The organism is Corynebacterium sp. HMSC055A01, from assembly GCF_001809405.1.
GTDB lineage: Bacteria > Actinomycetota > Actinomycetes > Mycobacteriales > Mycobacteriaceae > Corynebacterium > Corynebacterium hesseae.
In genome coordinates this window covers 1,319-26,071 of record NZ_KV797588.1, presented here as the reverse complement: position 1 = coordinate 26,071, position 24,753 = coordinate 1,319, and the positions used below count along the sequence as shown (strand labels likewise).

Annotated in this window: 28 protein-coding genes; 9 read left to right on the top strand and 19 right to left on the bottom strand. The window is 62.1% G+C overall.

Annotated features, from left to right (window positions below; translation table 11 throughout):
* Window positions 1-80 precede the first annotated feature (80 nt).
* On the top strand, window positions 81-1,247 hold the full coding sequence (locus HMPREF2604_RS08500; RefSeq protein WP_070564904.1) for a DUF4282 domain-containing protein: 1,167 nt from the start codon (window positions 81-83) through the stop codon (window positions 1,245-1,247).
* 302 nt (window positions 1,248-1,549) lie between these two features.
* Here the strand turns inward: HMPREF2604_RS08500 and HMPREF2604_RS08495 are convergent, their stop codons facing one another.
* The 14 genes from HMPREF2604_RS08495 to HMPREF2604_RS08430 form a co-directional block, all read right to left on the bottom strand.
* Window positions 1,550-1,966: a DUF3151 domain-containing protein gene (locus tag HMPREF2604_RS08495; protein ID WP_012714873.1), complete on the bottom strand. Its 417-nt coding sequence runs from the start codon at window positions 1,964-1,966 to the stop codon at window positions 1,550-1,552.
* 99 nt (window positions 1,967-2,065) lie between these two features.
* Window positions 2,066-2,662, bottom strand: coding sequence for a Maf family protein (locus tag HMPREF2604_RS08490; RefSeq protein ID WP_070564901.1), 597 nt, complete (start codon window positions 2,660-2,662; stop codon window positions 2,066-2,068).
* A gap of 4 nt (window positions 2,663-2,666) precedes the next feature.
* Window positions 2,667-2,861, bottom strand: coding sequence for an acyl-CoA carboxylase subunit epsilon (locus tag HMPREF2604_RS08485; RefSeq protein ID WP_070528100.1), 195 nt, complete (start codon window positions 2,859-2,861; stop codon window positions 2,667-2,669).
* A 10-nt stretch (window positions 2,862-2,871) separates the two neighbouring features.
* Window positions 2,872-4,203 (bottom strand): carboxyl transferase domain-containing protein, encoded by a 1,332-nt coding sequence (locus HMPREF2604_RS08480; RefSeq protein WP_070564898.1) that lies wholly within the window; start codon window positions 4,201-4,203, stop codon window positions 2,872-2,874.
* 59 nt (window positions 4,204-4,262) lie between these two features.
* On the bottom strand, window positions 4,263-5,876 hold the full coding sequence (locus HMPREF2604_RS08475) for an acyl-CoA carboxylase subunit beta (protein WP_070531065.1): 1,614 nt from the start codon (window positions 5,874-5,876) through the stop codon (window positions 4,263-4,265).
* Between the two features lie 226 nt (window positions 5,877-6,102).
* Window positions 6,103-6,354: a hypothetical protein gene (locus HMPREF2604_RS08470; protein WP_070564895.1), complete on the bottom strand. Its 252-nt coding sequence runs from the start codon at window positions 6,352-6,354 to the stop codon at window positions 6,103-6,105.
* Window positions 6,355-6,615: 261 nt separating this feature from the next.
* A complete protein-coding gene (locus HMPREF2604_RS08465) occupies window positions 6,616-6,918 on the bottom strand; it encodes a hypothetical protein (protein ID WP_070564892.1) in 303 nt (100 codons plus the stop codon).
* An 11-nt stretch (window positions 6,919-6,929) separates the two neighbouring features.
* On the bottom strand, window positions 6,930-8,219 hold the full coding sequence (locus HMPREF2604_RS08460) for an inorganic phosphate transporter (protein ID WP_070564889.1): 1,290 nt from the start codon (window positions 8,217-8,219) through the stop codon (window positions 6,930-6,932).
* Between the two features lie 268 nt (window positions 8,220-8,487).
* Complete coding sequence (gene treS / locus HMPREF2604_RS08455; protein ID WP_070564887.1) at window positions 8,488-9,990, bottom strand: maltose alpha-D-glucosyltransferase; 1,503 nt, start codon at window positions 9,988-9,990, stop codon at window positions 8,488-8,490.
* Entirely contained in the window at window positions 9,987-10,172 is a 186-nt protein-coding gene (locus HMPREF2604_RS08450) for a hypothetical protein (protein WP_070564885.1), read from the bottom strand. The genes treS and HMPREF2604_RS08450 overlap by 4 nt, the downstream gene beginning before the upstream one ends.
* Window positions 10,172-10,993 (bottom strand): carbohydrate ABC transporter permease, encoded by an 822-nt coding sequence (locus tag HMPREF2604_RS08445; protein ID WP_070564882.1) that lies wholly within the window; start codon window positions 10,991-10,993, stop codon window positions 10,172-10,174. The genes HMPREF2604_RS08450 and HMPREF2604_RS08445 overlap by 1 nt, the downstream gene beginning before the upstream one ends.
* A complete protein-coding gene (locus HMPREF2604_RS08440; RefSeq protein ID WP_070531051.1) occupies window positions 10,990-11,967 on the bottom strand; it encodes a carbohydrate ABC transporter permease in 978 nt (325 codons plus the stop codon). Before HMPREF2604_RS08440 ends, HMPREF2604_RS08445 begins: the two co-directional genes overlap by 4 nt.
* A gap of 161 nt (window positions 11,968-12,128) precedes the next feature.
* Window positions 12,129-13,418: an ABC transporter substrate-binding protein gene (locus HMPREF2604_RS08435; protein WP_070521341.1), complete on the bottom strand. Its 1,290-nt coding sequence runs from the start codon at window positions 13,416-13,418 to the stop codon at window positions 12,129-12,131.
* A 125-nt stretch (window positions 13,419-13,543) separates the two neighbouring features.
* Window positions 13,544-14,533 (bottom strand): ABC transporter ATP-binding protein, encoded by a 990-nt coding sequence (locus HMPREF2604_RS08430; protein WP_070564879.1) that lies wholly within the window; start codon window positions 14,531-14,533, stop codon window positions 13,544-13,546.
* Window positions 14,534-14,581: 48 nt separating this feature from the next.
* Between HMPREF2604_RS08430 and HMPREF2604_RS08425 the strand changes: the two genes are divergently transcribed.
* The 3 genes from HMPREF2604_RS08425 (at window position 14,582) to HMPREF2604_RS08415 (ending at window position 16,873) form a co-directional block, all read left to right on the top strand.
* The gene (locus HMPREF2604_RS08425) at window positions 14,582-15,142 is read left to right on the top strand and encodes a hypothetical protein (RefSeq protein WP_070564876.1); all 561 of its coding nucleotides are present in this window, start codon (window positions 14,582-14,584) and stop codon (window positions 15,140-15,142) included.
* Between the two features lie 42 nt (window positions 15,143-15,184).
* Window positions 15,185-16,090, top strand: coding sequence for a biotin--[acetyl-CoA-carboxylase] ligase (locus tag HMPREF2604_RS08420; RefSeq protein ID WP_070564873.1), 906 nt, complete (start codon window positions 15,185-15,187; stop codon window positions 16,088-16,090).
* A gap of 339 nt (window positions 16,091-16,429) precedes the next feature.
* Entirely contained in the window at window positions 16,430-16,873 is a 444-nt protein-coding gene (locus HMPREF2604_RS08415; protein ID WP_070521601.1) for a hypothetical protein, read from the top strand.
* Here the strand turns inward: HMPREF2604_RS08415 and budA are convergent.
* A complete protein-coding gene (budA, locus tag HMPREF2604_RS08410; RefSeq protein ID WP_070564871.1) occupies window positions 16,870-17,589 on the bottom strand; it encodes an acetolactate decarboxylase in 720 nt (239 codons plus the stop codon). The genes HMPREF2604_RS08415 and budA overlap by 4 nt on opposite strands.
* Between budA and HMPREF2604_RS08405 the strand changes: the two genes are divergently transcribed.
* Window positions 17,575-18,837, top strand: coding sequence for a 5-(carboxyamino)imidazole ribonucleotide synthase (locus tag HMPREF2604_RS08405; RefSeq protein WP_070564869.1), 1,263 nt, complete (start codon window positions 17,575-17,577; stop codon window positions 18,835-18,837). The two genes, budA and HMPREF2604_RS08405, sit on opposite strands and share 15 nt — an antisense overlap.
* A gap of 41 nt (window positions 18,838-18,878) precedes the next feature.
* On the top strand, window positions 18,879-19,379 hold the full coding sequence (gene purE, locus HMPREF2604_RS08400; RefSeq protein ID WP_070531038.1) for a 5-(carboxyamino)imidazole ribonucleotide mutase: 501 nt from the start codon (window positions 18,879-18,881) through the stop codon (window positions 19,377-19,379).
* Here the strand turns inward: purE and HMPREF2604_RS08395 are convergent, their stop codons facing one another.
* Window positions 19,380-20,273 carry a ribokinase gene (locus HMPREF2604_RS08395; RefSeq protein ID WP_070564867.1) on the bottom strand — a complete coding sequence of 298 codons (894 nt, stop codon included), beginning with the start codon at window positions 20,271-20,273 and terminating at the stop codon, window positions 19,380-19,382.
* A gap of 31 nt (window positions 20,274-20,304) precedes the next feature.
* On the opposite strand from HMPREF2604_RS08395, the gene HMPREF2604_RS08390 reads away from it, so the two are divergent.
* Window positions 20,305-20,778: a YdcF family protein gene (locus tag HMPREF2604_RS08390; protein ID WP_070565080.1), complete on the top strand. Its 474-nt coding sequence runs from the start codon at window positions 20,305-20,307 to the stop codon at window positions 20,776-20,778.
* On the opposite strand, the gene HMPREF2604_RS08385 is transcribed toward HMPREF2604_RS08390, so the two are convergent.
* Window positions 20,775-21,260, bottom strand: a complete 486-nt coding sequence (locus HMPREF2604_RS08385) for a hypothetical protein (RefSeq protein WP_070564864.1) — start codon at window positions 21,258-21,260, stop codon at window positions 20,775-20,777. The genes HMPREF2604_RS08390 and HMPREF2604_RS08385 overlap by 4 nt on opposite strands.
* Before the next feature lie 38 nt (window positions 21,261-21,298).
* The gene (locus tag HMPREF2604_RS08380; protein ID WP_070521316.1) at window positions 21,299-22,339 is read right to left on the bottom strand and encodes a ribonuclease HI; all 1,041 of its coding nucleotides are present in this window, start codon (window positions 22,337-22,339) and stop codon (window positions 21,299-21,301) included.
* Between the two features lie 94 nt (window positions 22,340-22,433).
* Here HMPREF2604_RS08380 and HMPREF2604_RS08375 point away from each other — a divergent pair, with 94 nt between their 5' ends.
* Both HMPREF2604_RS08375 and HMPREF2604_RS08370 read left to right on the top strand, forming a co-directional pair.
* Window positions 22,434-22,928, top strand: a complete 495-nt coding sequence (locus tag HMPREF2604_RS08375) for an RNA polymerase sigma factor (RefSeq protein ID WP_070521314.1) — start codon at window positions 22,434-22,436, stop codon at window positions 22,926-22,928.
* Window positions 22,921-23,970: a hypothetical protein gene (locus tag HMPREF2604_RS08370; protein WP_070564859.1), complete on the top strand. Its 1,050-nt coding sequence runs from the start codon at window positions 22,921-22,923 to the stop codon at window positions 23,968-23,970. The genes HMPREF2604_RS08375 and HMPREF2604_RS08370 overlap by 8 nt, the downstream gene beginning before the upstream one ends.
* A gap of 8 nt (window positions 23,971-23,978) precedes the next feature.
* Here the strand turns inward: HMPREF2604_RS08370 and HMPREF2604_RS08365 are convergent, their stop codons facing one another.
* A complete protein-coding gene (locus HMPREF2604_RS08365) occupies window positions 23,979-24,536 on the bottom strand; it encodes a TetR/AcrR family transcriptional regulator (RefSeq protein ID WP_070521308.1) in 558 nt (185 codons plus the stop codon).
* Window positions 24,537-24,753 lie beyond the last annotated feature (217 nt).

Here is a 24,753-nt window from a genome sequence, read left to right as displayed (position 1 = left end):
CGGTGGGGTAAAAAATTTATGACAGTATCGTGCTGTAGCGCACTGCGAAAATCAATGATTCTCCGAAAGGTCTAAAAACTATGACGAACCCCAACCAGTTTGGTGAGAACGGCGACAAGAACGATAACAACGCTGGCGACTACAACGCTCACGGTTCCCACGGCGACAACGCTGGGAACAACAGCTTCGGTAGCTTTGGCGGCTACGGTAGCTCTCAGTCCGGCAGCGATAATTCTGCTTCTGGGTGGAACAGCCAGGGACAGAACTCCAACTTCGGCTGGGGCGGCCAGGCCGGCTACGGCGATTACTCCGAGAGCTCCGCTGAGACCTCCTCGTTCGGAAGTGCGTCTTCCCAGAATTCGCAGCCGGAGTCTGAAGGTGAGGCCAAGGACAGCACTTTTGGCTCCAGCTTTGCTGCGTCTGAGTCCGCCTCTGGTTCTGCCAACACGGAGTCATCTGACAACAAGTCTGAAAGCCATGACACCCGCGCTAACCATGACTCTTTTGGCGCCTCCTACGCTTCCTACAACTCCGATAGCAGTGCTGGCGCCGAGCACTCCGCTGAGGCGACGAACTCGAATCAGGGCTACGGCAACCACGGTTACGGCAACAGCGGCTTTGGCAGCGAAGGCTTTGGCGGCAGTGCGCAGGCAGAATCCAACCAGAGCCAGGGTTTTGGGCAGCAGTCTGGTGATGGCTTCGGCGCCCAGGCTTCTCACTCCAACTCCACGTCCGGTTTTGGTAGCTACCAGCAGCAGAACCAGGGCTTTGGTGGACAGGAGCAGCAAGGGTTCGGCTCCCAAAGCCAGCAGGGCTTTGGTACGCAGGAACAGCAGGGCTTCGGTCAGCAGAACTCGCCCTTTGCTGCCTCTCCACAGAACAATCAGTACCCGCAGCAGGCCGCACAGAACGGTGGTTCTTCTAAGAGCACGGGCTTCTTCAAGGCGCTGTTTGACTTCTCCTTCAGCAGCTTTGTCACCCTGAAGTTCTCCTCCTTCATCTACATTCTGCTCGTCATTTTGGCAGGACTCTCCTGGGCAGGATTGATCCTCTTCTCTTTCGTGGCTTTTGCTGACAGCTTTGTCAGCGGAATCTTGGCGTTCCTGGGCGCTGTCATTTTTGGCGGAATCGCGTTCTTTTTCTATGTCATCCAGTTCCGCTTGATCTTGGAGTTCTTCGTGGCAAACATCCGCACCGCGCAGAACACCGGTGATCTTGTTGCTAAGGCAGACGGCGACAAGGCTTAATCGCATACCAATCCCTGCGCTGCTTTAGGGCAGACAGACTAATCCCGCCGGCCTCATTATTTGAGGTCCGCGGGATTTTTGTATTTAAAGCCCTATGCCCGTCGGAGAGGCCCGTTAGCCGCCACGGATGGTTCCAGTCATATGGTTCGGGTCAGAAGGTTCGTGTGCCCCTAAACAAACCATCTGTGGGCACCTAGATGGTTCACCTGCCCCCAGCTAAACCTTTTGAGTAGAACCAGTTGACTAGAACCATGTGGCGGACCGGGGTAGGCGGGATAGCGCGCAACGGCGCTACTGGCTGCTTAGTCCAGCAGCGTGGCGACGGACTCGGGGTCGGCGTCGGAAAGCATTTGACGGATGCGGTCATACTCCGCGTCCTCACCGATGGCCTTTGCAGCATGGCCCAGTGCGGCAATCGCGCGCAGCACGCCTTGGTTAGGCTCATGGGAGAAGGGGACAGGGCCCCAGCCCTTCCATCCATTGCCGCGCAGGCGGTCGAGGCTGCGGTGGTAGCCGGTACGCGCATAAGCGTAGGCGGTGATGAAAGCGGTGGGTTCAGCGCCCTTGTGCTTGTCTAGTTCCTGCTCCGCCAGCAGTGCCCACAGCAGCGGGGAATCCGGGTGGGCGACAATTCCTGCGGTGAGATCGGAGGTGCTGTCAGCACCCGGATCGGCCGGCAGCTTGATGGGCGGGGGAGCGAGCATATCTTTCATTTCCATGCCGTCCCACTCTAGCCATGTGGCAGCGAGGGGGCGAACCTAGAAAGGTTCGCCCGCAGCTGGATGGATTCACCCGCAACTAGAAGGGCTCGCCCCGAATTAGGGCTGGGCCCAGAAGTCGGAAACGTTGAGTCCAAAGGAATACAGAGCGCGGCGCAGCACCGGCAGCGAAAGGCCGATGACGGAGGAAGGATCGCCCTCAATGCGGTCGATGAACCAACCGCCGAGGGCCTCCAGGGTAAAGGCGCCGGCGCATTCCAGCGGCTCGCCGGTGCGAGCATAGGCCTCGATATCGGCGGCAGTAGCTTCCGCAAAGTGCACCGTCGTGCGCGAGGCCTCCACGAAGCGCTCCTCGCCGCGCAGCACGCAGTGGCCGGTGATGAGCTCCGCGGCGCGGCCGGCCTGCGCGTGCCAGCGCTCCACGGTGGCCTCGGGGGTGTGGGGTTTGCCTTGGAGGGAGCCGTCGAGAAGCAGCATGGAATCCCCGCCCACCACGACGTCCTCGGGATAGTCCGGGGCAATGGCCTCTGCCTTGGCCGTGGCGAGTGCGCAGACGATCTCGGCGGGCTCAGCACCCGCCAGGCGCTCCTCGATGGCCCGCTCATCCACGTGGGCCGGGGCAATGACGGGTTCCACGCCCGCACCCCGCAGGATGGACAGGCGGGACGGGGACTGAGAAGCCAGAACCAGGCGCATGTGCTTAGTAGTAGCGGACGTTGCGGAAGGCGGACGGGTTAAACACGTCGCCCGGCTGGCCCCACAGGTCGCGCTCGGAGCGGGTATCGGCGGCCTTGGCACGCGCCTCGGAGTCGAGCTGGCTGAGCACCGTGGTCAGGGCCGCCACCTCAGCGTCGGTGGGGTTGCCGTTGAGAACGGTAAACAGGGAAGCGGTCATGGGGAAACCTCTACAAAACGATATTGCCGTGTTTCTTCGGCAGGGTCGGAATAATCTTGCGATCCAGCAGGCGCAGTCCCTCAATGAGGGAACCGCGCGTGGCTGCCGGGGTAATAACGGAATCGACGAGACCGCGCTCAGCGGCTTGGTACGGGGTGAGGTAGGCTGCGGCCTCGTCCTCACTCAGCTCCAGCTCAGCGGCCAGTTCAGGGGCATCGGCCACGGCGATCTCGGCCGTCGGCCACGCATAGGACAGGTCCGCACCGAGCTCCTTGGAACCGAAAGCGATGTAGCCGGTGCCGTGCGCGCGGCGCACGATCACGCTGATCTTGCCCACGCTCGCCGCAGCATAAGCATGCACGAGCTTGGCCAACGCTGCCTTCTCCACATCCAGAGCCGGGGAGTCGACGAACTCGACGATGGGGGTGTTGAAGGCATCGCACAGGCGAATGAAACGCGCGGCCTTGGCGGCGGCTGCGGCATCGAGAGAGTCGCGGTTGGCGATGATGCCCACCGTGCGTCCCTCCACGCGGCCGAAGCCGGTGAAGACCCCGCGCACCCAGGCGCCGAGCTCGAAAACATCCTCACAGGTAGCGGTGACCACGTCGGCGAGATCCACGGCGCCGTCATCGCCCACGAGGGTATCGAGCGCGTGGTCGGCCTCGCTGATGTTGTCTTCCACCGAACCCGCAACGATGGTGGCCTCGGTGCGGGGCGCGGCGGCACGGTTATTGGAGGGCAGATAGGAGAGCACGCGCTTGGCGACGCTCACCTCGTGCTCCCCGTCCGCCTGCACGTCGCCGTCGGGGGCGATGACGACATCGGACAGCGCGGCCACGAGCGAGGCCTCCTTGGACTCCGCGTAAACCGCCGTGATCTGCGGGATGAGGCCGGAGGCGGTGGTGGCGCGGGCGAGGATGCGGGCCTGCATGGCGGAGGAGACGATGCCCTCCTGGGCGCGGGGCTTATCGCTGGCAACGAGCGCGACGATGGGCACGCCGGTCTTAATGGCCAGGTCATAGAGCTTGGTGACCTTTTCGCCATAGACCTCGCCCATGGTGCCGTCGAACAACGAGGCGTCCTGCGCATAGGCGCAGACCTTGCGGCCATCGACGGTGCCGAAGCCGGTGACGACACCATCGGTGTAGGGGCGGATGTGCTCGCGGCCGAACTCGGTGGAGCGGTGGCGAGCAAGGGCGTCGGTCTCCACGAAGGAGCCGGCGTCAAAGAGCGCCTCGATGGCGCTGCGGGCTGCCGGGACTTCTCCCTGCGGCGCCCGGGACTCGGTGAGCTTGGCGCTCAGGTCCTCGATCTTGCCAGCGGTCGTCTTCAAGTCAGTCATGGAACACTAGTGTAATACAGTGCTTCTGCTGCACTGATTTGTGCTGAAACGAGCGCGGCCTAGAGCGGGATGTTTCCGTGCTTGCGCGATGGGCGCGCGACATTCTTGTCCGTGAAGAAGCGCAGGTTTTTAGCGATTGCACTGCGGGTTTCGGAGGGGAGAATGACGGCGTCGATAAGCCCGCGCTCTGCTGCCTTATACGGGTTGAGCATGTGATCTTCGTATTCGCGCTCGAAGGATTTGGTCAGTTCCGTCACGTCGAGGCCTTTCTCATGGGCTGCCTTGATCTCTTTGCGATAGATAAAACCGACGGCACCTGCTGCACCCATGACCGCGATCTGGGCGGTGGGCCATGCCAGGTTGATGTCCGCGCCCAGCCCCTTGGAGCCCATCACGCAGTAGGCGCCGCCGTATGCCTTGCGCAGGGTGACGGTGATCTTGGGAACGGTGGCTTCGGCGTAGGCGTAGAGCAGCTTGGCGCCGCGGCGCAGGATGCCGTCGTGTTCTTGGTCGGCGCCGGGGAGGAAGCCGGGGACGTCGACAAGCATGATGATAGGGATGTTGAAGGCATCGCAGGTGCGCACGAAGCGGGCGGCCTTCTCGGAAGAATCGATGTCGAGGCAGCCGGCGAAGACCTGGGGCTGGTTAGCAACGAAACCAACAGTGCGGCCTTCGATGCGTCCGAAGGCGGTGACCACGTTATCGGCGCGGTCGGCCTGGATCTCCAGGAAGTCACCGTCATCGGTGAGGGCCTCGATGACCTCCTTGACGTCATAGGGCTGGTTTGGGGAATCCGGGATGATCTCATCCAGCATGAGGTCGTCGGCGGTTTCTTCGCCCAGGTCTTCGTAGGGCTCAACCGGGGTCAGCTGGCGGTTATTGGAGGGAAGGTAGGTCAGCAAGTCGTGGACCCAATCCAGGGCTTCCTCGTCGCTGGCGGCGGTGTAGTGCGAGGTTCCTGCTTTGTGCATGTGGACGCCCGCGCCGCCGAGTTCTTCTTGACTGACTTCTTCGCCGGTGACGGTCTTGATGACGTCTGGTCCGGTGACGAACATCTTGGACTTCTTGTCCACCATCACCACGAAATCAGTCAGGGCAGGGGAGTAGGCGTTGCCGCCGGCGCACGCGCCCATGATGACGGAGATCTGCGGGACGATGCCGGAAGCCTTGACGTTCTGGTAGAAGGTCTTGGCAATCCAGTCCAGGGACACGGCGCCGTCCTGGATGCGGGCGCCGGCACCCTCGTATAGGCCGATGAGCGGGCGGCCGGTGGTGATGGAAAGCTCCATGATCTTGATCATCTTCTCGCCGTAGACCTCACCGAGTGCGCCACCAAAGACGGTTCCGTCCTGGGAGAAAATGCAGACCTCGCGGCCGTCGATGGTGCCCCAGCCGGTGACGATGCCATCGGTCAGTGGGCGCTTCTTGCCCATGCCGAAGTCCGTGGTGCGGTGCACGGCGAGCATATCGGTCTCGACGAAGGAGCCCTCGTCGAGGAGATAGTCCAAGCGCTCACGTGCGGTGAGGCGGCCTTGGGCGTGGACCTTTTCGTGGGCTTTCTCGCCCATGGGCTGCGCCGCTGCTTCGCGACGCCTCTTCAGTTCAGCGATCTTGCCTGCGGTGGTGTCGGCGCTCAGGGAGTCAAGCTCCGACAAATGTGAGGAAATAGTCATGTTTGGCAGTGTAGAGAAGTTTTGTATGGGAATGTATAGCGGCGCACGGGTGATTTCGCTCACATTTTACGTTCGGGCAGGTGAGGGGCGGTGGAAAAGATGAGGGAATCCTCGCAAACGGCGTGTTGGGTGCATGGCTGACAGTGTAGTGGGCGCGAAATGCGCCGTTTGAAGGGTGGTCGCATGAGAAAACCCCGCCCATGGGGACGGGGTTTGGTGAAGGATTTTATGCAAGCCATCCGAAGCTGTCGAGGAAAAGTTCTACCTCGGCAAGGTCGCCTTCCCGGGGGAAGTCGCCCGTGAGGGCGGCGAAGCTTTCCTCGATGTCGGTATGGGTTGCCGGAATGAGATCGTGCTTGAGTAGATCTTCTGCCACCTGTGCTGCAATGGGTGCAGCGGTAATGGTGTCAAGACCGGTGCCGGTGGCGGTCTTGAATGTGTTAGCAATGGTGGAAATAAAGCCGGAAATAGTATTCATTCTTGCTCGCCCCTTTTTTGCCTCTCGTAGTAAAGGTACGGGGTACCGTACCGTTGGGATTCACCAACTATATCGCGTAAACGCCCAAAACGCTACATAGATTTCAAGTTAAGTTAACTTTTTGTTTACCTTGGCTGATGTGTGACCAGGGACACTCATGAGCTTCCCACCGCGGGGGAGAATTAATAAAGACAAAAAGACAGCCCCGCCGTGTAGGGCGACGGGGCTGTCGGTGCTGTCGGTGGGAGGGGTGTTAGGGGCTTAGTGTCCGCCAGCGATTCCGGCAAAAGGCTCCCAGCCGAAGTAGTGGGCGATGGAGTCCTTTGCAATCCATGTGATAGCGATAAGGATGACGAAGCCAAGAACGGCGTATACCGTCCAGCCAAGCATCTTCATTTGGGGTGAGGCTGCGGTGTCATCAACGACGACGCCTTCGGCGTTGCGGATGGGGTCGCCGGTCATACAGCGCATGCCCAAAGCGAAGAGGAGCGGGATGCCCGCGCCGAAGGCGAGAGCTAGTGCAGCCACACGGATGAGGGCGGTGACGATTTCCATTGCGGTCATGATTGGAATCCTTAGTTGTCCTTGTTGGCGGTGTGGGACTTGACCACATCATTGACGGCGTCTGCGGCGCCGGGGGCGTTGCCGGTCGAAACGCCTGCGGCGACCTTTTCGCGGTGAGACATCGAGGAGTCGACGGACTCGGAGTCCTCGTCCCAGTCGTCGTTGACGTTATTAGCGTCAACCGGGTTGCGGCGAGCGCGCAGGAGGATGAGGGCGACCATTCCCAGCAGGATGATCAGGTCAACGATGGCACCCACCATGGTGTTGGTGGCTGCGCCAACGCCGTTGGCAATCCACCATGTAACGAAGCCGACGAAGGCGGCGCACGGAAGGGTGATGAGCCACGCGGCCACCATGCGCATGGCGACGCCCCAGCGAACCTTCGCCCCCTTGCGGCCCAGGCCGGTACCCAGGATGGAACCGGTGGACACGTGGGTGGTGGACAGCGCCATACCGCCGGTGGCGGAGGTTAGGATGATGGCGGCGGAGGTGGCCTCAGCGGCCATGCCCTGCGGGGACTCAATCTCAACCAGCCCCTTGCCCAGGGTGCGGATGACGCGCCAGCCGCCCGACATGGTGCCGGCGGCAATCGCGACGGCACAGGCCACGATGACCCAGGTCGGGATGCGGGAATCGGAGTTGGCCTCGCCAGCGGCAACGAGGGCAAGGAAGATAACGCCCATCGTCTTCTGTGCGTCACCGGTGCCGTGGGCCAGGGATACGAGGCAGGCGGTCACGATCTGGCCGTGGCGGAAGTGCTCGTTTTTGACCTTGCTCGGGATGGTGTTGGTCACCCAGTACACCAGGGCGGTACCGCAGGCGGAAACCAGAGCGGCGATGAGTGGGGAGGCAATAGCCGGGATGATGATCTTGCCGACAATGGAGGACCACGCCACGCCGCCGGTGCCCAGGGCTGCGAAGGCAGCGCCGATGAGGCCACCAAAGAGGGCGTGGGAGGATGAAGACGGCATACCAAGGAGCCAGGTAAATAGGTTCCAGGTGATGCCGCCGATGAGGCCGGTGAAGACGACCATGAGCAGGGCGTCGCCGTCGGCGGGGACGGAGACATCGTACTGGTCAAGGTTGACGATTCCCTTGGCCACGGTGGCGGCCACATTGACGGAGAGGAATGCGCCGATGAGGTTGAGGACGGCGGAAATGGCAACGGCGGTGAACGGCTTCAGTGCGCCGGTGGCAATCGACGTCGCCATAGCGTTGGCTGTGTCGTGGAAACCGTTGGTGAAGTCGAAGGCCAGTGCCGTGATGACCACGATGGCCAAGATGATAAGAGTCGCTGACACGAGCGTGATCCCTTTCAGGACTAGGGCAATAATCTGCAAAGAGGGGTCAGCGTGTCGGGGCCAAAGGGGTGGCGCGACGACTGCGAGCTAACCGCGGTTGACGATAGTCCCGAAAGGTAATGGTGCCAATTGTGCGCTAAAGGCCGGTGACCTCGGCAAACAGGCATTATGTATCTTTAATTGGTCATAAAACGCTAAAAAACCTCAAAAGTTACAGCACAATACATCGACTGTTCATGTTCTGTTTACCGTTTTCGTTAAAAGACCGTTAAGCCTCCACCGGAAGCCAGGCATAACCGAAGGGTCCCAGTTCGACTGGTCCTAAGTCTACGGCTTCTTCGGTGAAGTTGTGCAAGCACAATAATTCACCGCGCTGGAATCCCAGCACGCCCGCGTGGCCGGTCTCCACCGCCTCGAAAGGCGCGGTGCCGAGTTCCGGATGCGCCTTGCGTTGCTGGATGAGGCTGCGAATGCGGTGGAGGATCGAGGAGTCGTCGGCAAGCTGCTCCTCCACCGAAATACCAATCCCGCCAACGATGGGGCGGCGCGTCTGAGCGGATGTACTGAAACCTGCGCCCTCGCCCGGCTCCCACTGCATAGGGGTGCGGACAGCATCGCGGTCGGGCAGCTCGGGGGCGTCGTTCATGCCAATCTCATCGCCGTAATACAAGAAAGGCGCGCCCGGTAGCGTCATGAGGAGGGAATAGAAGAGCTCAATCTTGCGGTAGTCGTTGCCCAACAGCGGGGCGAGCCGCCGCGCGATACCCACGTGAGCGCGCATCTGATCATCCGGCAGAAAGTGCTCGTACATGATGGCGCGCTGGTCCTCGTTGACCATCTCCAGCGTTAGCTCGTCGTGATTGCGCAGGAAGGTGCCCCACTGGCATCCCTGGGGCAGCTCCGGAAGCTCCGCCATGATCTCGTAGACCGGTGTGGCGTCACCCAGTGCAAGGGCCTGGTAGAGCCGCGGCATGACGGGGAAGTTGAACACCATGTGGAAGCGATTGCCCGTGCCGTAGAACTCCATGGTGTCTTGCGGCGGCTGGTTGGCCTCCGCGATCATGATGGCCTCGGGATAGTTCTCGTCGATGAAAGCGCGGATTCTTTCCACAAACTCGACTGTTTCCGGCAGGGACTCGCCACCCAGACCATCGCGCTCGTAGAGGTATGCAATGGCATCGAGGCGGAAGCCGTCCACGCCCTTGTCCAGCCAGAAGGAGAGGATCTTGAACACTTCCTCGCGGACCTTCGGGTTGTCATAGTTCAAGTCCGGCTGGTGCGAGTAGAAGCGGTGGAAGTAGTACTGCTTGCGCTCCGGATCCCACGCCCAATTCGAGGTTTCCGTATCGGTGAAGATGATGCGGATCTCTGGGTAGCGCAGGGGATCATCGCCCCACACGTAGTAGTCACCGTACGGCCCTTCCGGATCGGTGCGCGAGGCCTGGAACCACGGGTGATCGGTGGAGGTGTGGTTGAACGCCAGGTCCGTCATCAGCCGCATGCCACGCGCGTGGAGCTCGGTGACGAGCTCCTCGAAGTCCTCCATCGTGCCGTAATCAGGGTGGATGGAGTAGTAATCGGCAATGTCATAGCCATCATCGCGCAGCGGGGAGGCATAGAACGGGGAGAGCCACAGGCAGTCCACGCCGAGCCACTTGAGGTAATCCAACTTCTCAATAACGCCGCGCAGCGTGCCGACGCCTTCGCCGCGGGTGTCCTTGTACGAGCCCACGAGGGCCTGGTAGAAAATGGCGTTGTCGTGCCAGGTCATCGGAGATCCTTCCGTTTAGCCCGCCACAGCAGAAACTCCGCCAGGCACAGCGCGCCCGCGAGGAGCCCCGGCCAGATAGCGGGGGAGGGGTGAAAAAGGTTGAGGACTGCCTGCACCAGCGCCAGGAACGCAAAGAAACCAACGAAACCCAGCGCGGTGTCCCACAGCAGAGCGCGGCGCATTAGGCCTTAACACCGCCGGCGGTGAGGCCGGCAACGATGCGGTGCTGGAAGATGAGCACCATGATGATCAGCGGAATCGTCACCAGTGCGCCCGCGGCCATGGTGGCGGCGTAGGGGTACTCGAAGGCCGAGGGGCCCGAGAAACGCGCGATAGCCACGGTCACCGGCTCAGTGGCGGTGGTGGATAGCTGCTTGGCCAGCATGAACTCGTTCCACGTTGTGATGAAAGCGATGATGGCGGTGGTAAACAGCGCGGGCGCGGCCAAGGGCAGGAGCACGAGGCGGAAGGCCTGACCGCGGGAAGCGCCGTCCACGCGGGCAGCCTCCTCCAGCTCCCAGGGAAGCTGGCGGAAGAAGCTCAGCAGCGTATAGACCGTCAGCGGTAGCGCGAAGGAGATGTTCGGGATGATCATCGCGCGGTAGGTGCCGATCCATTCGAGGTTTCCAAAGAGCTGGAACAGCGGGGTCACCAACGCGATGGCCGGGAACATCGAGGCAGCCAGAATGATGCCGGTGACAATACCTTTGCCTGGGAAGTCGTAGCGTGCCAAGGCGTAGGCGGTAAACACGCCGATAAGGACCGCCACCGCGGTCGTGACCAAGGAAATGATCAAAGAGTTCCCCAGCGCATTGAGGAAGTCATTGCCCTTGTCCGTGGCTAGGGCGTCCCGGAAGTTATCCAGGGTTACGTGCGTGGGCCACGGGGTGGTGTCGAAAGTATGGGACTTGTGCCGCAGGGCGGTGACGACCATCCAGTAGAAGGGCGCGAGCCCCCAGAACATGATGAAGAGGATGCCAAGGTAGTGTCCGAGCTTTTTCATGACTTCTTCTCCTTCTTCTGGCGAGCAGTACCGGACACATCAGCGCCGAGGAAGCGAACGAGAATGAACGCGACGGTGAAGATGAGCAGGAAGATGAGGGTGGATAGCGCGGAGGCAGAGTTGAAGTGGCCCTGGCGCATGTCCTCCACCACCAACTGGGAAATGGTGGCCGTCGGGGAGTTGGAGGAGGCGGAGATCATGATGACCGGCAGGTCGTACATGCGCAGCGCGTCCAGCGTGCGGAAGAGGATGGCCACCATGAGCGCCGGGCGCACCAGCGGCAGGGTAATGGTGAAGAAGGTTTGGATGCGCGATGCGCCATCGACGCGGGCGGCGTCATAGACATCGCGCGGAATCATCTGCAGACCGGCCAGGATGAGCAGCGCCATGAACGGGGCGGTCTTCCACACATCGGCGATGATGACCGCGAGGCGGGCATAAAACGGGTCCGTGGTCCACGCGATGTTCGAGCCGATGAGCGCGTTGATGATGCCGTCCGGCGCGAACATGAACTGCCACAGCTTCGCAGTAACCGCGGTGGGAATGGCCCAGGGAACCAGCACAGCCGCGCGCACGAGGCCGCGCCCGCGGTACTCGCCGTTCATCACCAGCGCCATGAACATGCCCAAGATCGTCTCCAGTGCCACCGTGACCACGGTGAAGAAGAGCGTGATTTTGAGCGCCGGCCAGAAATCGGTGGCGATGACGCCGTCCGGGCATGTGGTGGCCTGGCCGGTGGCAGACATGCATTTATTGGTGAGCCAGTACAGGTAGTTTTCGAGGCCTGCGAATGAGCCTTCCTCGAATACACCCGTAGTCGGGTTAAGCCGCTTGTTGCCCTGGAAGGACAACATCACAGCGCGCACGATGGGATAGCCGATGACCACGGCCAGCGCTATCAGCGCCGGTGCGATGAGCGCAGCGACGCGCAGATACTGTCTGCGGGGCTGCGCGGTAGCCGGTGCTCCAGCCATGCGGTGCCTGCCTTTCTGATTAATAGGGGGAGGGGTTTATCGGGGGTTGGGGAAAATCATAGCGGGTGGCCGAGACATCCTCTGTGCACGAGACCCAGATCAAAGAAAGAGGCGCGGGCAAGTCTCGTGGACTTACTCGCGCCCCATTCACGCTGGGAAGATTAACCCTGCGCGGCTGCCTCGATGGCTGCCTTCATGTCCTTCGTTGCGTCGTCGACGGACTTGCCCGCGGTCAATGCCGCGTAAGCGTTATCCTGCACGGCCTTGGAGATGGCGGTGTAGAACGGGGAAACCGGACGCGGTGCGGCGTTCTCCAGGGATTCCTTCAGGGCCGGAAGGTACGGGAACTCCTCCACCAGGGACTCATCGTCGTAGATGGAAGCCAGTACCGGCGGGAAGGAAGCCTCAGCGAAGGACTTCTGGTTCTCCTCGTTGATGATGAACTTCATGAAGTCCAGGGCCGTAGCCTTGTGCTCGGAATTGATGTTGATGCCGTTGTTGTAGCCACCCAGAGTGGAAACACCGACGCCGTCCTTGCCCACCAGCGGCTGGACCTCGAACTTGACGCCCTTTTCCTCAGCGTTGGTGTACATGTACGGCCAGTTGATGGCGAATGCGGTCTTGCCCTCGGTGAAAGCCAAGTTGGTCTCCTCCTCCGTCGTGGCGGTGGAGTCCTTGGAGATGGTGCCGTCCTCGTAGGCGTCGACAAGCGCTTGCAGGCCTTCCTTGGACTTGTCCGAGTCAACGGTCACGTTGCCCTCGTCATCCAAGATGGAGCCGCCCCAGCCCTCGATGAAGCCGGCGGTGTTGACGGTGAGGCCTTCGTACTGCTTGAGCTGGGTGGTCAGGCAGGACGCATCGTCCTTGATGGCCTCGCAGGCAGACGCGATGTCCTCGAACTTCTCCGGAGCCTTGTCCGCCAACTCGGTGTTGCGGAAGAGTAGCTGGCCGTTGGTGTTCTGCGGCAGCGCGTAGAGGGTGTCGTTATAAGTCGCGGATTCCACGGTGGGCTCCAGCAGGCCAGAGGTGTCAACCTCCAGGTCACCGGTCAGCGGTGCCAGCCACTGGTTAGCGGCGAAGTCCGCGGTCCAGACCACGTCGAGCGCCATGACGTCGTAGTCGGAGTTGCCCGCTTGCAGGGACTGCACGAGGGTTTCGCGCTGCGCGTCGGCCTCGCCGGCGAGCTCCTTGAGCTCGACCTTCTCGTCCGGGTGCTCGGCGTTCCATGCCTCGATGATGGGGGTGATCTTGTCGGTGTCGTTCTTGCCCATGGCAAAGGTGATGGGCCCGCGGCCGCCACCATCGGTGGAGGAGGCATCGGAGCCAGCGCTTGACGACGACCCCTCGTCACCCGACGAGCAACCTGCCAAGGTCAACGCGAGTGCAGCGGTGGTGACGACTACGCCGCGGCGGACAGAACGCAGCGAGCTAGGGAGAAACGGCTTCTTCATGGAGTATTCACCTTTCGGAAAACTTCTGATGACTTCAAAATAGGGGATCATCCCCACAAGGCACGTGGTTTTGGCTTTTAATTCACTTCAAACGGGGGTGAAGCTACCCCTGTTAACGCTACTGCCTAAGCCTCGATGCGCTGGCCGGTTTCCGGATCGAAGTGGTGGGCCTCGCGGGGGTTGAAGGTGAGGACGACGGTGTCGCCGCGCTGCGGAACGTTGTCGCTCGCGCGGGCAACGAAGCGCTGCTCGCCCACCATGGCGTAGACGAAGGATTCCGAGCCCAGCTCTTCCACGAACTCCACCGTTCCCTGGAAGCCCACCGGCCCCTTATTAATGAATAGTTTTTCTGGGCGAACGCCGACGCGGCCGCCGTTGTAGTCAAAGATATTCATCGCGGGGGAGCCGATGAAGCCGGCGACGAACTCGTTAGCGGGGGCGTCGTAAAGCTCGCGCGGTGGGGCGACCTGCTGCAGTTCCCCGTCTTTGAGCACGGCGACGCGGTCTCCCATGGTCATGGCCTCCACCTGGTCGTGGGTGACGTAGACGGTGGTGGTGCCGAGGCGCTGCTGGAGGCTGGCCAGCTCCGCGCGGGTTTGTACGCGCAGCTTGGCATCGAGGTTGGACAGGGGTTCATCCATGAGGAAGGCCTTCGGCTCGCGCACGATGGCGCGGCCCATGGCCACGCGCTGGCGCTGACCACCGGACAGGTCCTTGGGCTTGCGCTGCAGGTACTCCGTGAGCCCGAGGGTCTTGGCGGCTTCCTCGACCTTGGCTTTGATTTCGGCCTTAGGCATCTTGGCCAGCTTGAGGGAAAATCCCATGTTCTGGGCCACGGTGAGGTGCGGGTAAAGCGCATAATTCTGGAAGACCATGGCGATATCGCGCTCGCCGGGCTCCAGCCCCGTGACGTCTTTGCCGTCGATGAGGATGCGGCCGCTGGAGACCGGCTCGAGTCCCGCGAGGGCGCGCAGGGTGGTGGACTTACCGCAGCCGGATGGTCCGACGAGGACCAGGAATTCGCCATCCGCAATCTCGAGATTGAGGTCTTTGACCGTGGGGTTCTCGGCGCGGGGATAGGTGATGCCGACGTTCTCAAAAGTGACCTTTGCCATGGACACACACTAGCACCCAGCGGCACGTGGATTAGGCTGGAATTCGCTATGAAGAAGTTCGCCCCGCTCCTCACAGTGCTCTTGGTTGGTTGCTCTAGTACGGAATCTGCAGAGACTTTCACGCCGCTAACAACTGTTTCCACTGGTACCGCTGACGCGTCTTCGACGCAGTCCACTTCGCCTTCCGCGGCTCAGCGCGATACCGTGTTCCGCGCTATTTTCGCCGACACCGTGGACTCATCTAAGGTCCGCTCACAACTGGTGGACAACGGCAAGGTTGATCGTGACACCATGCGCGCCAGCATGAAGCGGATGGGGCTGGACCTCTCGGATTCGGAAGCGCAAGAATACGGCGAGTGGGTATGTAAGTGGGTCGCCCCGGAGATCCGCTACGTGCTGGTGACTGAAGGCAAACCAGATAGCCTCGGCACGAAAGAACGCGCGGACTACGACAAGCTGGTTGAGGACACCGTGTCCTTCCTAGCGGATTCTCGGCAGATCTCCGTTACGCCTGAACAGGTACCCCATGCTTTGCCGCAAGCGGTCTTGACCACCTGTCTCGACGAGGCCACCGCACACACAATTCTGGCCAATCCGGATTACTTTTAGTTACGTCTAGAAGGCCACTGCCCGGCGGGTAACCTAGGGTGCATGACTGCACTTGATATGGACCGCATCCGCGAGGCGCTACGTGAAGACTTCGCTGTCATCGATTTCACCGAGTCCACTGGCTCCACCAATACTGATCTCATGCAGGCGGAGAAGGTGGCTGATAGCACCGTACTGCTTGCCGACGAACAGGTGGCCGGCAAAGGCCGCTTGGGCCGCCAGTGGGTGAGCCCGGCGGGGGCGCAGCTTATCTTTTCCGCACTGATCCTCCCGGAGTCGCTAGAGCACCTTGGCACCTTGCCCCTGGCTGCCGGTTTGGCCGTGACCGACTCGGTCGAGGGAGCGGTGCTCAAGTGGCCCAATGACGTGCACATCGATGGCAAGAAGCTGTGTGGCATCCTCGCTGAAGCCGGCCCGGTGGGGGAGGCCTTCAAATCTGCTCCGAAGACTGAAGTCTCGAAGGCAGAGGTCAACAAGACTGAAGTTAACAAAGCCGAGATTAACAAGGCTGAAGTTAATAAGGCCGAGATCAACAAAGCGGAAATCAACAAGGCCGAGGTCGCGCCCAAGACTCAAGCCGCTAACCCGCCTTCAGCACGCGTGGTCGTGGGCATGGGCATCAATGTCACCCTGACCCGCGAGGAACTGCCCATCGAGGCCGCGACTTCGCTAGCGCTCGAGGGGCTTGATACCGACCGCACTGAGCTGGCCATCACCGTTCTGAAGAACCTGCGCCGGCGCATCACCCAGTGGGAACAGCAGGACCCACAGCTTATGGCTGATTACCGCAAGGTTTGTTCTTCCATTGGCCAAGAGGTTCGCCTCGAAGCCCCGACCGGCGACGTCATCGGCACCGTCGAGGGCGTGGCTGACGACGGACGCATCAACATCGGCGGCGAGTACTACTCCGCCGGTGATGTCATCCACCTGCGCCCGGCTGATAAATAAGTCGGCGCGCGTCTTTTCCACGGCTCCTCCTAGCGGAGCCAAGTGGCGAGGTACTCAACCAGGGCACAACTAGGGCACTCATCCAGGGCACTCAGTTACGGTGCTTTCCACATGGCGTCTGTCAAAAGGCATCTATCAAATGGCATTAGTCAAAAGGCGTCTTTGCCCCTGAAAACGCCATCTACAGACCCGCAAAAGGTGTCTTTGGCCCCAAAGACGCCTTTTGACTAATGCCTTCTGTGAGATGCCATTTGCGGTGTTCTTTGCCAAAATAACCCAGAGCCAGCCGTGAACAGGGGAGGAATGGAGTGTACGTGGACGGGAGGTACCATGTGCCCCATGAACCTCATGCAGATGGGCCGCGGCGAGGTTGTTCGCGCGGACATGACCGCCCCGTTTCGCACGCTGCTCTTTCCTTTTCTAGAGCTCGTCGTGATTACTGGGGTGTGCTGGATCGCCATCGGCTGGTGTGACTACAACGGCATTGACCTAGCGCTTCGCAATGGCTTAGTAGCTATATGGGCCTTGCTTGCCGTCTGGCGCTTTGTCCTTCCCCTCATCAAAGCCCGCCGCAAGCGCTTCATCGTGACCAACCTGCGCGTCATCGCCCGCGAAGGCAAACGCGTTGATTCGATCCCACTCACCGATATCCGCGGTGCGCGCCGCCGCCGCGGTGGGATCTCGCTGGCACTTCATGGCTATGACAAGCCGATGTATTTCCCCTCCATCCCCAAGGCCAAACGAGTCGAGGACATCCTCAACGAGCAACCGGTCTGGGGTTAGTCCTTAATCTCCGTCGTATGCAGCTGCTGGTCTAGGTCCTCCGGCGCCAAGTTGGCGGAGCGGAACTCGTGGGTCAGCGGCAAGCGCAGATCGAGGTCCGTGCCGGGGCAGAGCTCAATCGTGGCCTCATCCACCGTGTAGTCCAGCACATGCCCGCCGGAGGTGCGCGCAGCGTCGATGAAGTGCACGTGGCATCCGGGAACGGAGATTCCCTTCTCAAAGACCGGCGTGCGGAAACCGCCGATGACGCCCTCGACGTCGTCAAAGCGCAGCTCCTTGTCACCGCCCACCGCCTGCGCCATCGGCGGGTAGGGCTTGCTCTGCTTGACCACCGTGCGGGTCACCACGTTGCTGAACCGCCCAGAGATGCGCACCGCGTACATGAAGTTAGCGGAAGGCTCCACCTCATCGATGAATGCCGAAAGCTCCTCGCGCCTCAGACCCTTGGGTGCGGCCACCTTAATACGGGGGACGAAGTTCGTCGCCACCGCAAACGGCGTGCCCTGGTCCAAGTCAGCCACCGTCGCGGTGCCATCGCCGCGCAGCTGGTAGCACACCCCGTCGAGGATGATCATCTCTCCGTCCAGCGCATCGAAGGTTCCAATACCGAAATTGCCCTTGCCCAAGAGCTCACCGATGGTCATTTCGCTGTCGTAAATGCCATCCAACAGGGCGGTCATGAGGGAGTTCTGAAAGATGGTATGCCGGACGATCATGGCCCCAAGGCTAGTATTGGAAGAGTGAGTGAACAACACAAACCCCTCGTTACTGTTTATGGAGACGGCCAGCTTGCACGCATGATGCAGCCAGCCGCCGCCGAGCTCGACATCCACCTGCGCGTGCTAGCCTCCGCGCCGGATAAGTCCGCCGCCCAGGTGATTCCGGACGTCGTTCTCGGTGACTATCACGATCTCGACGTGCTCACCGTCGCCGCAGACGGCGCGGATGCAATCACCTTTGAGCACGAGCACGTTCCCACCGAGCACGTGCAGGCGCTCATCGCCGACGGCCTCAACGTCCAGCCCCAGCCTTCCGCCCTCCTCTACGCGCAGGACAAGCTGCTCATGCGCCAGAAACTGGCCGAGCTGGGCGCCCCAGTGCCGCGCTTTGCCGCCATCGAGTCGGTGGAGGATGCACGGAATTTCGCCGCGCTTGTCGACGGTTCCGTGTGCCTCAAAGCCCGCCGCGGCGGCTACGACGGCCATGGCGTGTGGTTCCCGTCCACGGAGGAGCTGGAGCCGCTCGTCGCCAAGCTGCTTGCGGCCAATACCCCGCTCATGGCCGAAGAAAAGGTCAACCTCACCCGCGAGCTGTCCGTGCTCGTCGCCCGCCGCCCCTCCGGCGAGGTGAAGGTCTGGCCGGTCACCGAGTCCGTGCAGCGGGACGGCATCTGTGCCGAGGCTTTTGCCCCCGCCCCGAACCTTTCGCCGGAGTTGACCGAGCGCGCCATGCAGGTGGGCATCAAGGTGGCCACCGAACTTGGCGTTACCGGCGTGCTGGCGGTGGAGCTCTTTGCCTTCGCCACGCAGCAAGACGCCGGCTCCATCATTGCTTCCGCCTCCGGCGCGCCGGGCGCGGTTGTTGAGGAGGATATCGCCGTCAACGAGCTGGCCATGCGCCCGCACAATACCGGCCACTGGACTCAGGATGGCTGCGTGACTTCGCAGTTCGAGCAGCACCTGCGTGCCGTACTGGACTTGCCGCTGGGCTCTACCGCAGCCCTGGCCCCGGTCACAGTGATGGCCAATGTGCTGGGGGCCGAAGAAGATCCACAGATGCCCATACCCCAGCGCGTTCGCGAAGTGATGGAGCGCTACCCAGAGGCGAAGGTCCACCTCTATGGAAAGGACCACAAGCCGGGCCGCAAGATTGGCCACGTCAACGTTGTCGGTGAGGACGTGGCGGAAACCCGCCGCATCGCCCACGATGCCGCCCACTTCCTCGTCCACGCGCAGTGGGCTTAAGCCCGCAGCGAGCTTGAAACCTATTTACTAAGGAGAGTTTTATGGAACCACTCGTCGGCCTGATCATGGGCTCTGATTCCGATTGGCCCACCGTCAAGCCCGCCGCAGAGGTGCTCGCTGAGTTCGGCGTGCCCTTCGAGGTAGGCGTTGTCAGCGCGCACCGCACCCCGGAAAAGATGCTGGCTTATGCCAAGTCCGCGCACGAGCGCGGCCTCAAGGCCATCATCGCCTGCGCCGGTGGCGCGGCTCACCTGCCGGGCATGGTCGCCGCGGCCACGCCGCTTCCGGTGATCGGCATACCGCGCGCGTTGAAGGATCTTGATGGGCTCGATTCGCTGCTCTCCATCGTGCAGATGCCGGGCGGCGTGCCGGTGGCCACCGTCTCCATCGGCGGAGCGAAGAATGCCGGCTTGCTTGCCGTGCGCATTCTCTCCGCGGGTGACCCGGCACTGGTGGACAAGATGGTGGCCTACCAAGAGAACATGGCCGCCGAGGTGGAGAAGAAGGACGAGAACCTGCGCTCCCAGCTCCTCGGGGAGTAATTAGCTGGGAAGCTTGCTTTTGAGATCGGGGTAGGAGGCCTGCGCGCCTTCTCCGGTGACGGCGTAAGCCCCAACTCGAGCGGCAAAGGTGGCGGCCTCCACGAGGTCGTCGCCGTGGAGTAGTCTCGCGCACAGCGCGCCGGCGAAGGCGTCACCCGCGCCGGTCGTGTCGACGGCGGTGACCTGCGGGGAGGGAACGTCGACAAGCTCAGCCCCTTCGGCCACGAGCGCTCCCCGCGCGCCCAGTGTGAGGACCACCGAGACAAAGCCGGCCTCCGTGAGGCGCCGCGCCAGCTCCTCCGGCGCGCCCTCGCCGCTAAGGCCCAGCTGCTCCAGGATGAGCCCGGCCTCGTGCTCGTTGGCTAGCAGCGGATCGGCACGCAGGAGCGCTTCCTTTTCAACCTCGATGACCGGTGCGAGGTTAACCACGACCCGCCCTGTTGCCAGCTCGATGGCCTTGGCACAACCCTCCGCCGGAACCTCGCCTTGGAGCAGAATGAGTTCCGATTCGGTGATGGGGGAGGAGTGGGCGGTGACGAAGGGAGCGTCGACAAGCGCATTGGCCCCCGGCACCACGATGATGGTGTTTTCTCCCTGCTTATCCACGGTGATGACCGCCAAGCCCGTCACTTCCTCGCTGGCTTCGACGTGCGTGAGGTCCACGCCGCTGGCCTGCAAGTAGTGCATCGCAGGCTTGGCGTAGGCATCGCTGCCCACCGCGCCGACGAAGCTGACCTGAGCACCCAGGCGGGCGGCAGCGACCGCCTGGTTCGCTCCTTTACCGCCCGCGGTGATGGTGCCGCCGCTGCCCAGCAGGGTTTCACCCGGCTGCGGGTGCCGCGCGGTGTGGACCACGAGGTCAGCGTTGATGGAACCGACTACGCACATGCTCATGCTGACTAGTATGCACGCTAAGCTAGCGGGCATGCAGTTTCCGCTTCTGGTGTTGGGCGCGCGCGTGGAGGGCGGCGAGCCCGGTTCGCTCCTGCGCAGCCGCTTGGACCGCGCGGTGGTGCTGGCGCGCGTGCTGCCGGAGGAGCCGATCATCGTGTCCGGTTTCGGGGAGGCGGAGCCGATGGCGCGCTACCTCATCGAGCGGGGCGTGGACCCAGAGCGGATCCGTGTGGAGCCGCTGGCTACCAGCACTAACGAAAACCTTGAGCGCGCCCACGCGCTGTGCCCGGACTATGACTATTTCCGCGTCGTGACCAATGACTTCCACGTGCTGCGCACCCGCCTGTGGGCCTGGCACCTGGGGATTCGGGTTCGCATGCATGGTGTTGGCACCCCGCGGAAAGACCGCCCATGGAATTACCTGCGCGAGGTGGTGGCGACTCCTCATTCGCTGCTGCGCATTGTGTGGCGGCGGGTGGTTGCGCGGTGGCGGACTGTGGCTTAGGCACCGAAGAACATGAGCACGATGGCGATGAGCCAAATGACAAACCAGTGGCGCTTTTGCGGCGTGGTTGGGTTGGCCTTCTGCTGTAGTGACTTGATGAAATACCAGGCGCCGGGCAAGGCGAAGCCGATGCCCATTGCCACATCGCCGTCAGTAATTCCGGTGAAGCCTACGAGGAGCGAAAACAGACTCAACAGCCCCTTGAAAAGGGAGAAGCTGTGGATCGTGCCTTCCATTGGCTGCTGGGCAGGGGCATGGTCAGGCAGCGGAGCTGGGGCGTAGGCGCGCTCCGGCTCGGCAAAGGGCTCTGCGATAGGTTCAGCAAAGGGCTCCACACTCGGCGCCTCATACGAGTCAACGAAAGGGTTCGCCGAAGACTTCGCGTCTGACTCGCGCGCGGGTTCCGCGAAAGGATTCGACCCACGGCCGGGGAGAGGCTTGTCCGGCTCCTCAAAAGGGTTGGAGTCAAAGGGATTGCTCATATGGCTTAGCCTATGTCACCAGTGAACCAAAGCCCGAATTAGAGCTTGGCCAACGCCTTCGTGATTCCTTCCTTGAGCGTTGCCTGCGATTGCTTCATCGGATGCGCAATCGCCCGCAGGCCCATGTACGCAATCTGATCCGCAGCCCGGTTCAGCGGGTCGCCCGCATGCCCCAACACGCGGCGGATGGTCACCTCGCAGACTCCTTCCACGTCATGCCACGCCTGCTGGAAGCGCGAGCGCGAGCCCGAGGACAGCCCGCGCCACACCCCGCGCGAGCGCATCGCCTTCGAGCCCTTCTTCCGAATCTGCTCCACCGCTTCCAGAGCAGCTACTGAGTCCGACTCGATGATCGCCTTGGTTGCACCGACCTTGAGCAGGTATTTCAGCGCCAAGGTGAGGGATTCGAGCTCGAGCTCATCGGTGCTGGCCGTCGTCTTGCGCGTGCGCAACCGGTAGTCGCCGTTGCTGGCCACGAAGCACATGGAGCCCTTGAAAACCGTGTCCGAGGAGGCGTCCGTGGCGATGCGCACGGTGGCCCCCTCGGGCCAGGAGGAGGCCGTCGAGAAGTTCGGCCACCAGTGCGCCTTCGGTGTGTCCACCTTTACTACTTGCTTCTTGCGCGGGGCCTCGCCTTCCTTCTTGGCGCGGCGCGCGGTGATTCCGGCCTGCTTGCGCCGCACGGAGCTGGCGCTTTTCGACGCCCTATTCTCCTCCGCAAAACTCCCCGTCACGGCATAGCCACGCTTTTCCAGCGCGACCCGCAACCCCGCCTGCCGGCGCCCGGTGACGATCCACCTGCGTCCTCGGAGCCCCTTGGTGGCCTTTTCGAATTCGCGGACGGCCACCTCAACGATGTCGCCCTTTTTAATCTGGCCCTTGCGCACGAAGCGCGTCTTCTTGGTGTTGACGGCGATGACCCAGCCGTCGACAGTTCCGTTTTCGGCGGAATCCCAGCGCTCATCCCACAGCGCAATAGCCACATGCACGGGTGCTGAGATCATGTCTTTGGTGATCTTGCGCGTGCCGTAGGTGCGCGATTGCGTGCCCGTCAGGGCGGAGAGCTCGAGTGGTTCCATCCCCTTTAGTAAACCATTTCATTGCTGTGCTGTAACGCTCGGGCGTCTAGTGCAACATACTCAGTGAGCCCATTAGCATTCTGGAGTTTTATTAGTGTCTGTCCTTACCTTGCCTGGTTCGCGTAAGCGGGAGTTTTCCCGCCTGTTTCGCGAGCATTACCCGGCGGTGCTGGCGTATCTGCGCCGCCGCGTCCCACCGAGCCACGCCGAAGAGCTGGCTGCCGACGTCTTCGAGCGGGCCTGGTCCGGGTTCGACTCCTTGCGCGGCACGCCGCTGCCGTGGCTTTATGGCATCGCCCGCAACGTGATGCGCGAGTTCTACCGCACCCGCCGGGAGACGGAGAACCTCGATGATCATGAGCTGGAATCCTATGCCGGCTATGACGCCGTCGATGCCAACCTCGACATCACTCGCGCGCTGATGCAGCTTCCGCACGCGGAGCGCGAGATTCTCACGCTCCACGCCTGGGAGGGACTCGACCACCCCGATATCGCCGAGGTCCTCGGCATTTCCCGCAATAACGTGCGCGTTCGCCTGCACCGCGCGCGTACCCACCTTTCCGAACTCACAGGAGAAACCGATGCCTAGCTCTCTCGATATGCTCCGCGCCGCCAACCCCGTTCCTGACACAGCGCTTGACGACGCCTCCCTCGCCCGCTCCGAAGAGACCCTCGCAAAGATAACGAAGGGCCGGCCCACGTGGACAATAGCGGCGGCTTCCGTCGCGGGGCTTGCGCTCATCGGGGGTGCCTTCCCGCTGCTCAATAATTCGGAACCCGTGGCCTCGGCCGCGGAGATTCTGACCCAGGCCGGCGAGGCAGCCGCAACCCAGCCCGATGCCGTGGATAAGGGCGTGACCGCGAAGGAATACATGAAGCGCGTCGATACGCTCGGCGATGCCACGGCAATCACCGAGTACGCGGTGGATGCCGGGGGAGCCGTGGAGGTCTCCTCGCAGGGCGAAGTGCCGGGTTTTGACCCGCAGCCTTCCATTAACCCGGAGGACCTCGTCATCGCGTCCGACCGCGCCGGGCTGGAGAAGCTGGCGGATTCCTTCCCGAACCGCGCGCTGGGCGCGCTGGAGCTGCTGCTCCAGCCGGGCTTGAGCAGCGAGCAGCAAAAGATTGCCTATGACATGCTGGCGGAAGCCGACGGCAACGAGGTCGGCACCGTCGAGGGCGAAGGCGAGGACCAGCTGGTGACCGTGATTCGCGATTCCGACCGCGTCTCCTTCTCCGTCCTGCCCGCCACCGGCCAGCTGGTGCGCGTAGTCGGCCTGGTAGGCCCGGACGTGGAAACCACGATCGATGCCACCGCCATCTTGGACTGCGTGTCCGTGACGGGTCTGGAGGGCCCGGACCGCATCTCACTAGCGTGCGCGGATAATAACTACCTGGTCAACGAGTTGGACTGGCAGCGCTGGGGAGACGATTCCGCGGAGGCAGACGGCGTGGCCGTCGAGAATGACTGTGACCCCAATTGCGCGGAGGGCACGTTCAATGAGGATCGGGTGAAGGTGGTCGTCGACAAGCGCGTGGCGTGCGGCTACCACGCCGAGGTCTACTCCCGCGTGCGCGTGCAGTACCCGGATGGACGTGAGGAAGAGCAGCAGATTGGCTGCGCGCCCTAGGTGAGTTCTTAGGTAAGTTGGCGCAGGGCGAACTGGCCGTACATATCACCCAAAGCCTCGGCGGTGTAGTCACCGTCGGGGCTGAACCATTGGGCGACGCCGATGCCCATATCAATGAGCGCCCAGCAGGCGATTTTGAGGTTTTCGGCGTGGAAGTCGCCCTCGTTGACCACGGCCATCCAGCGGGCGACATAATCGCGGCGCAGTTGCAGGACGACGGATTTGTGGGGCTCTTCGAGGTTGGTGAGCTCGTTGTTGACCACGCGGACGCGCCGGGCGTGGGTGGCGTGGTAAATGACGTGGGCTTTCATGGTGGCGACGAGCTTGTCGCGGGGGTCTTTCAGCCCGGCGAGGCAAGCGGCGTTGGCGCGAAGGAGGTCCTCCATGGCGGTGATGGTGACTTCGGCGAGGAGCTCCTGTTTGGAGGAGAAGTGGTTGTACAGGCTGGAGGCGCGCATGCCGACGGCTTTGGCGATGTCCTCCATGCCGGTGGCGTGGTAGCCGCGCTGGTCAAAGAGGTCGAGTGCGGCGGCGGCGATTTGGTCGCGGCGTCTCTGGTTGGCCATGGTGGGTGTCCTCCTCATTGAGCTAATGGCGGTTAGTATACCTGCGGGGGCAGTGTTCAGAAGACTGAAATGGTAGCGGTGTGGTGAGTATCTGGTAGCGCCTGAGTGAGTATCCGGTAGCGGTGTCTTACTCAGGCGTTGTTGGTGGTTATGTGTTGGTGGTGAGGCGCATGTTTGGTCCTTCGAGTGTGATGATCTCGGCGCCGGAGACGAGTCG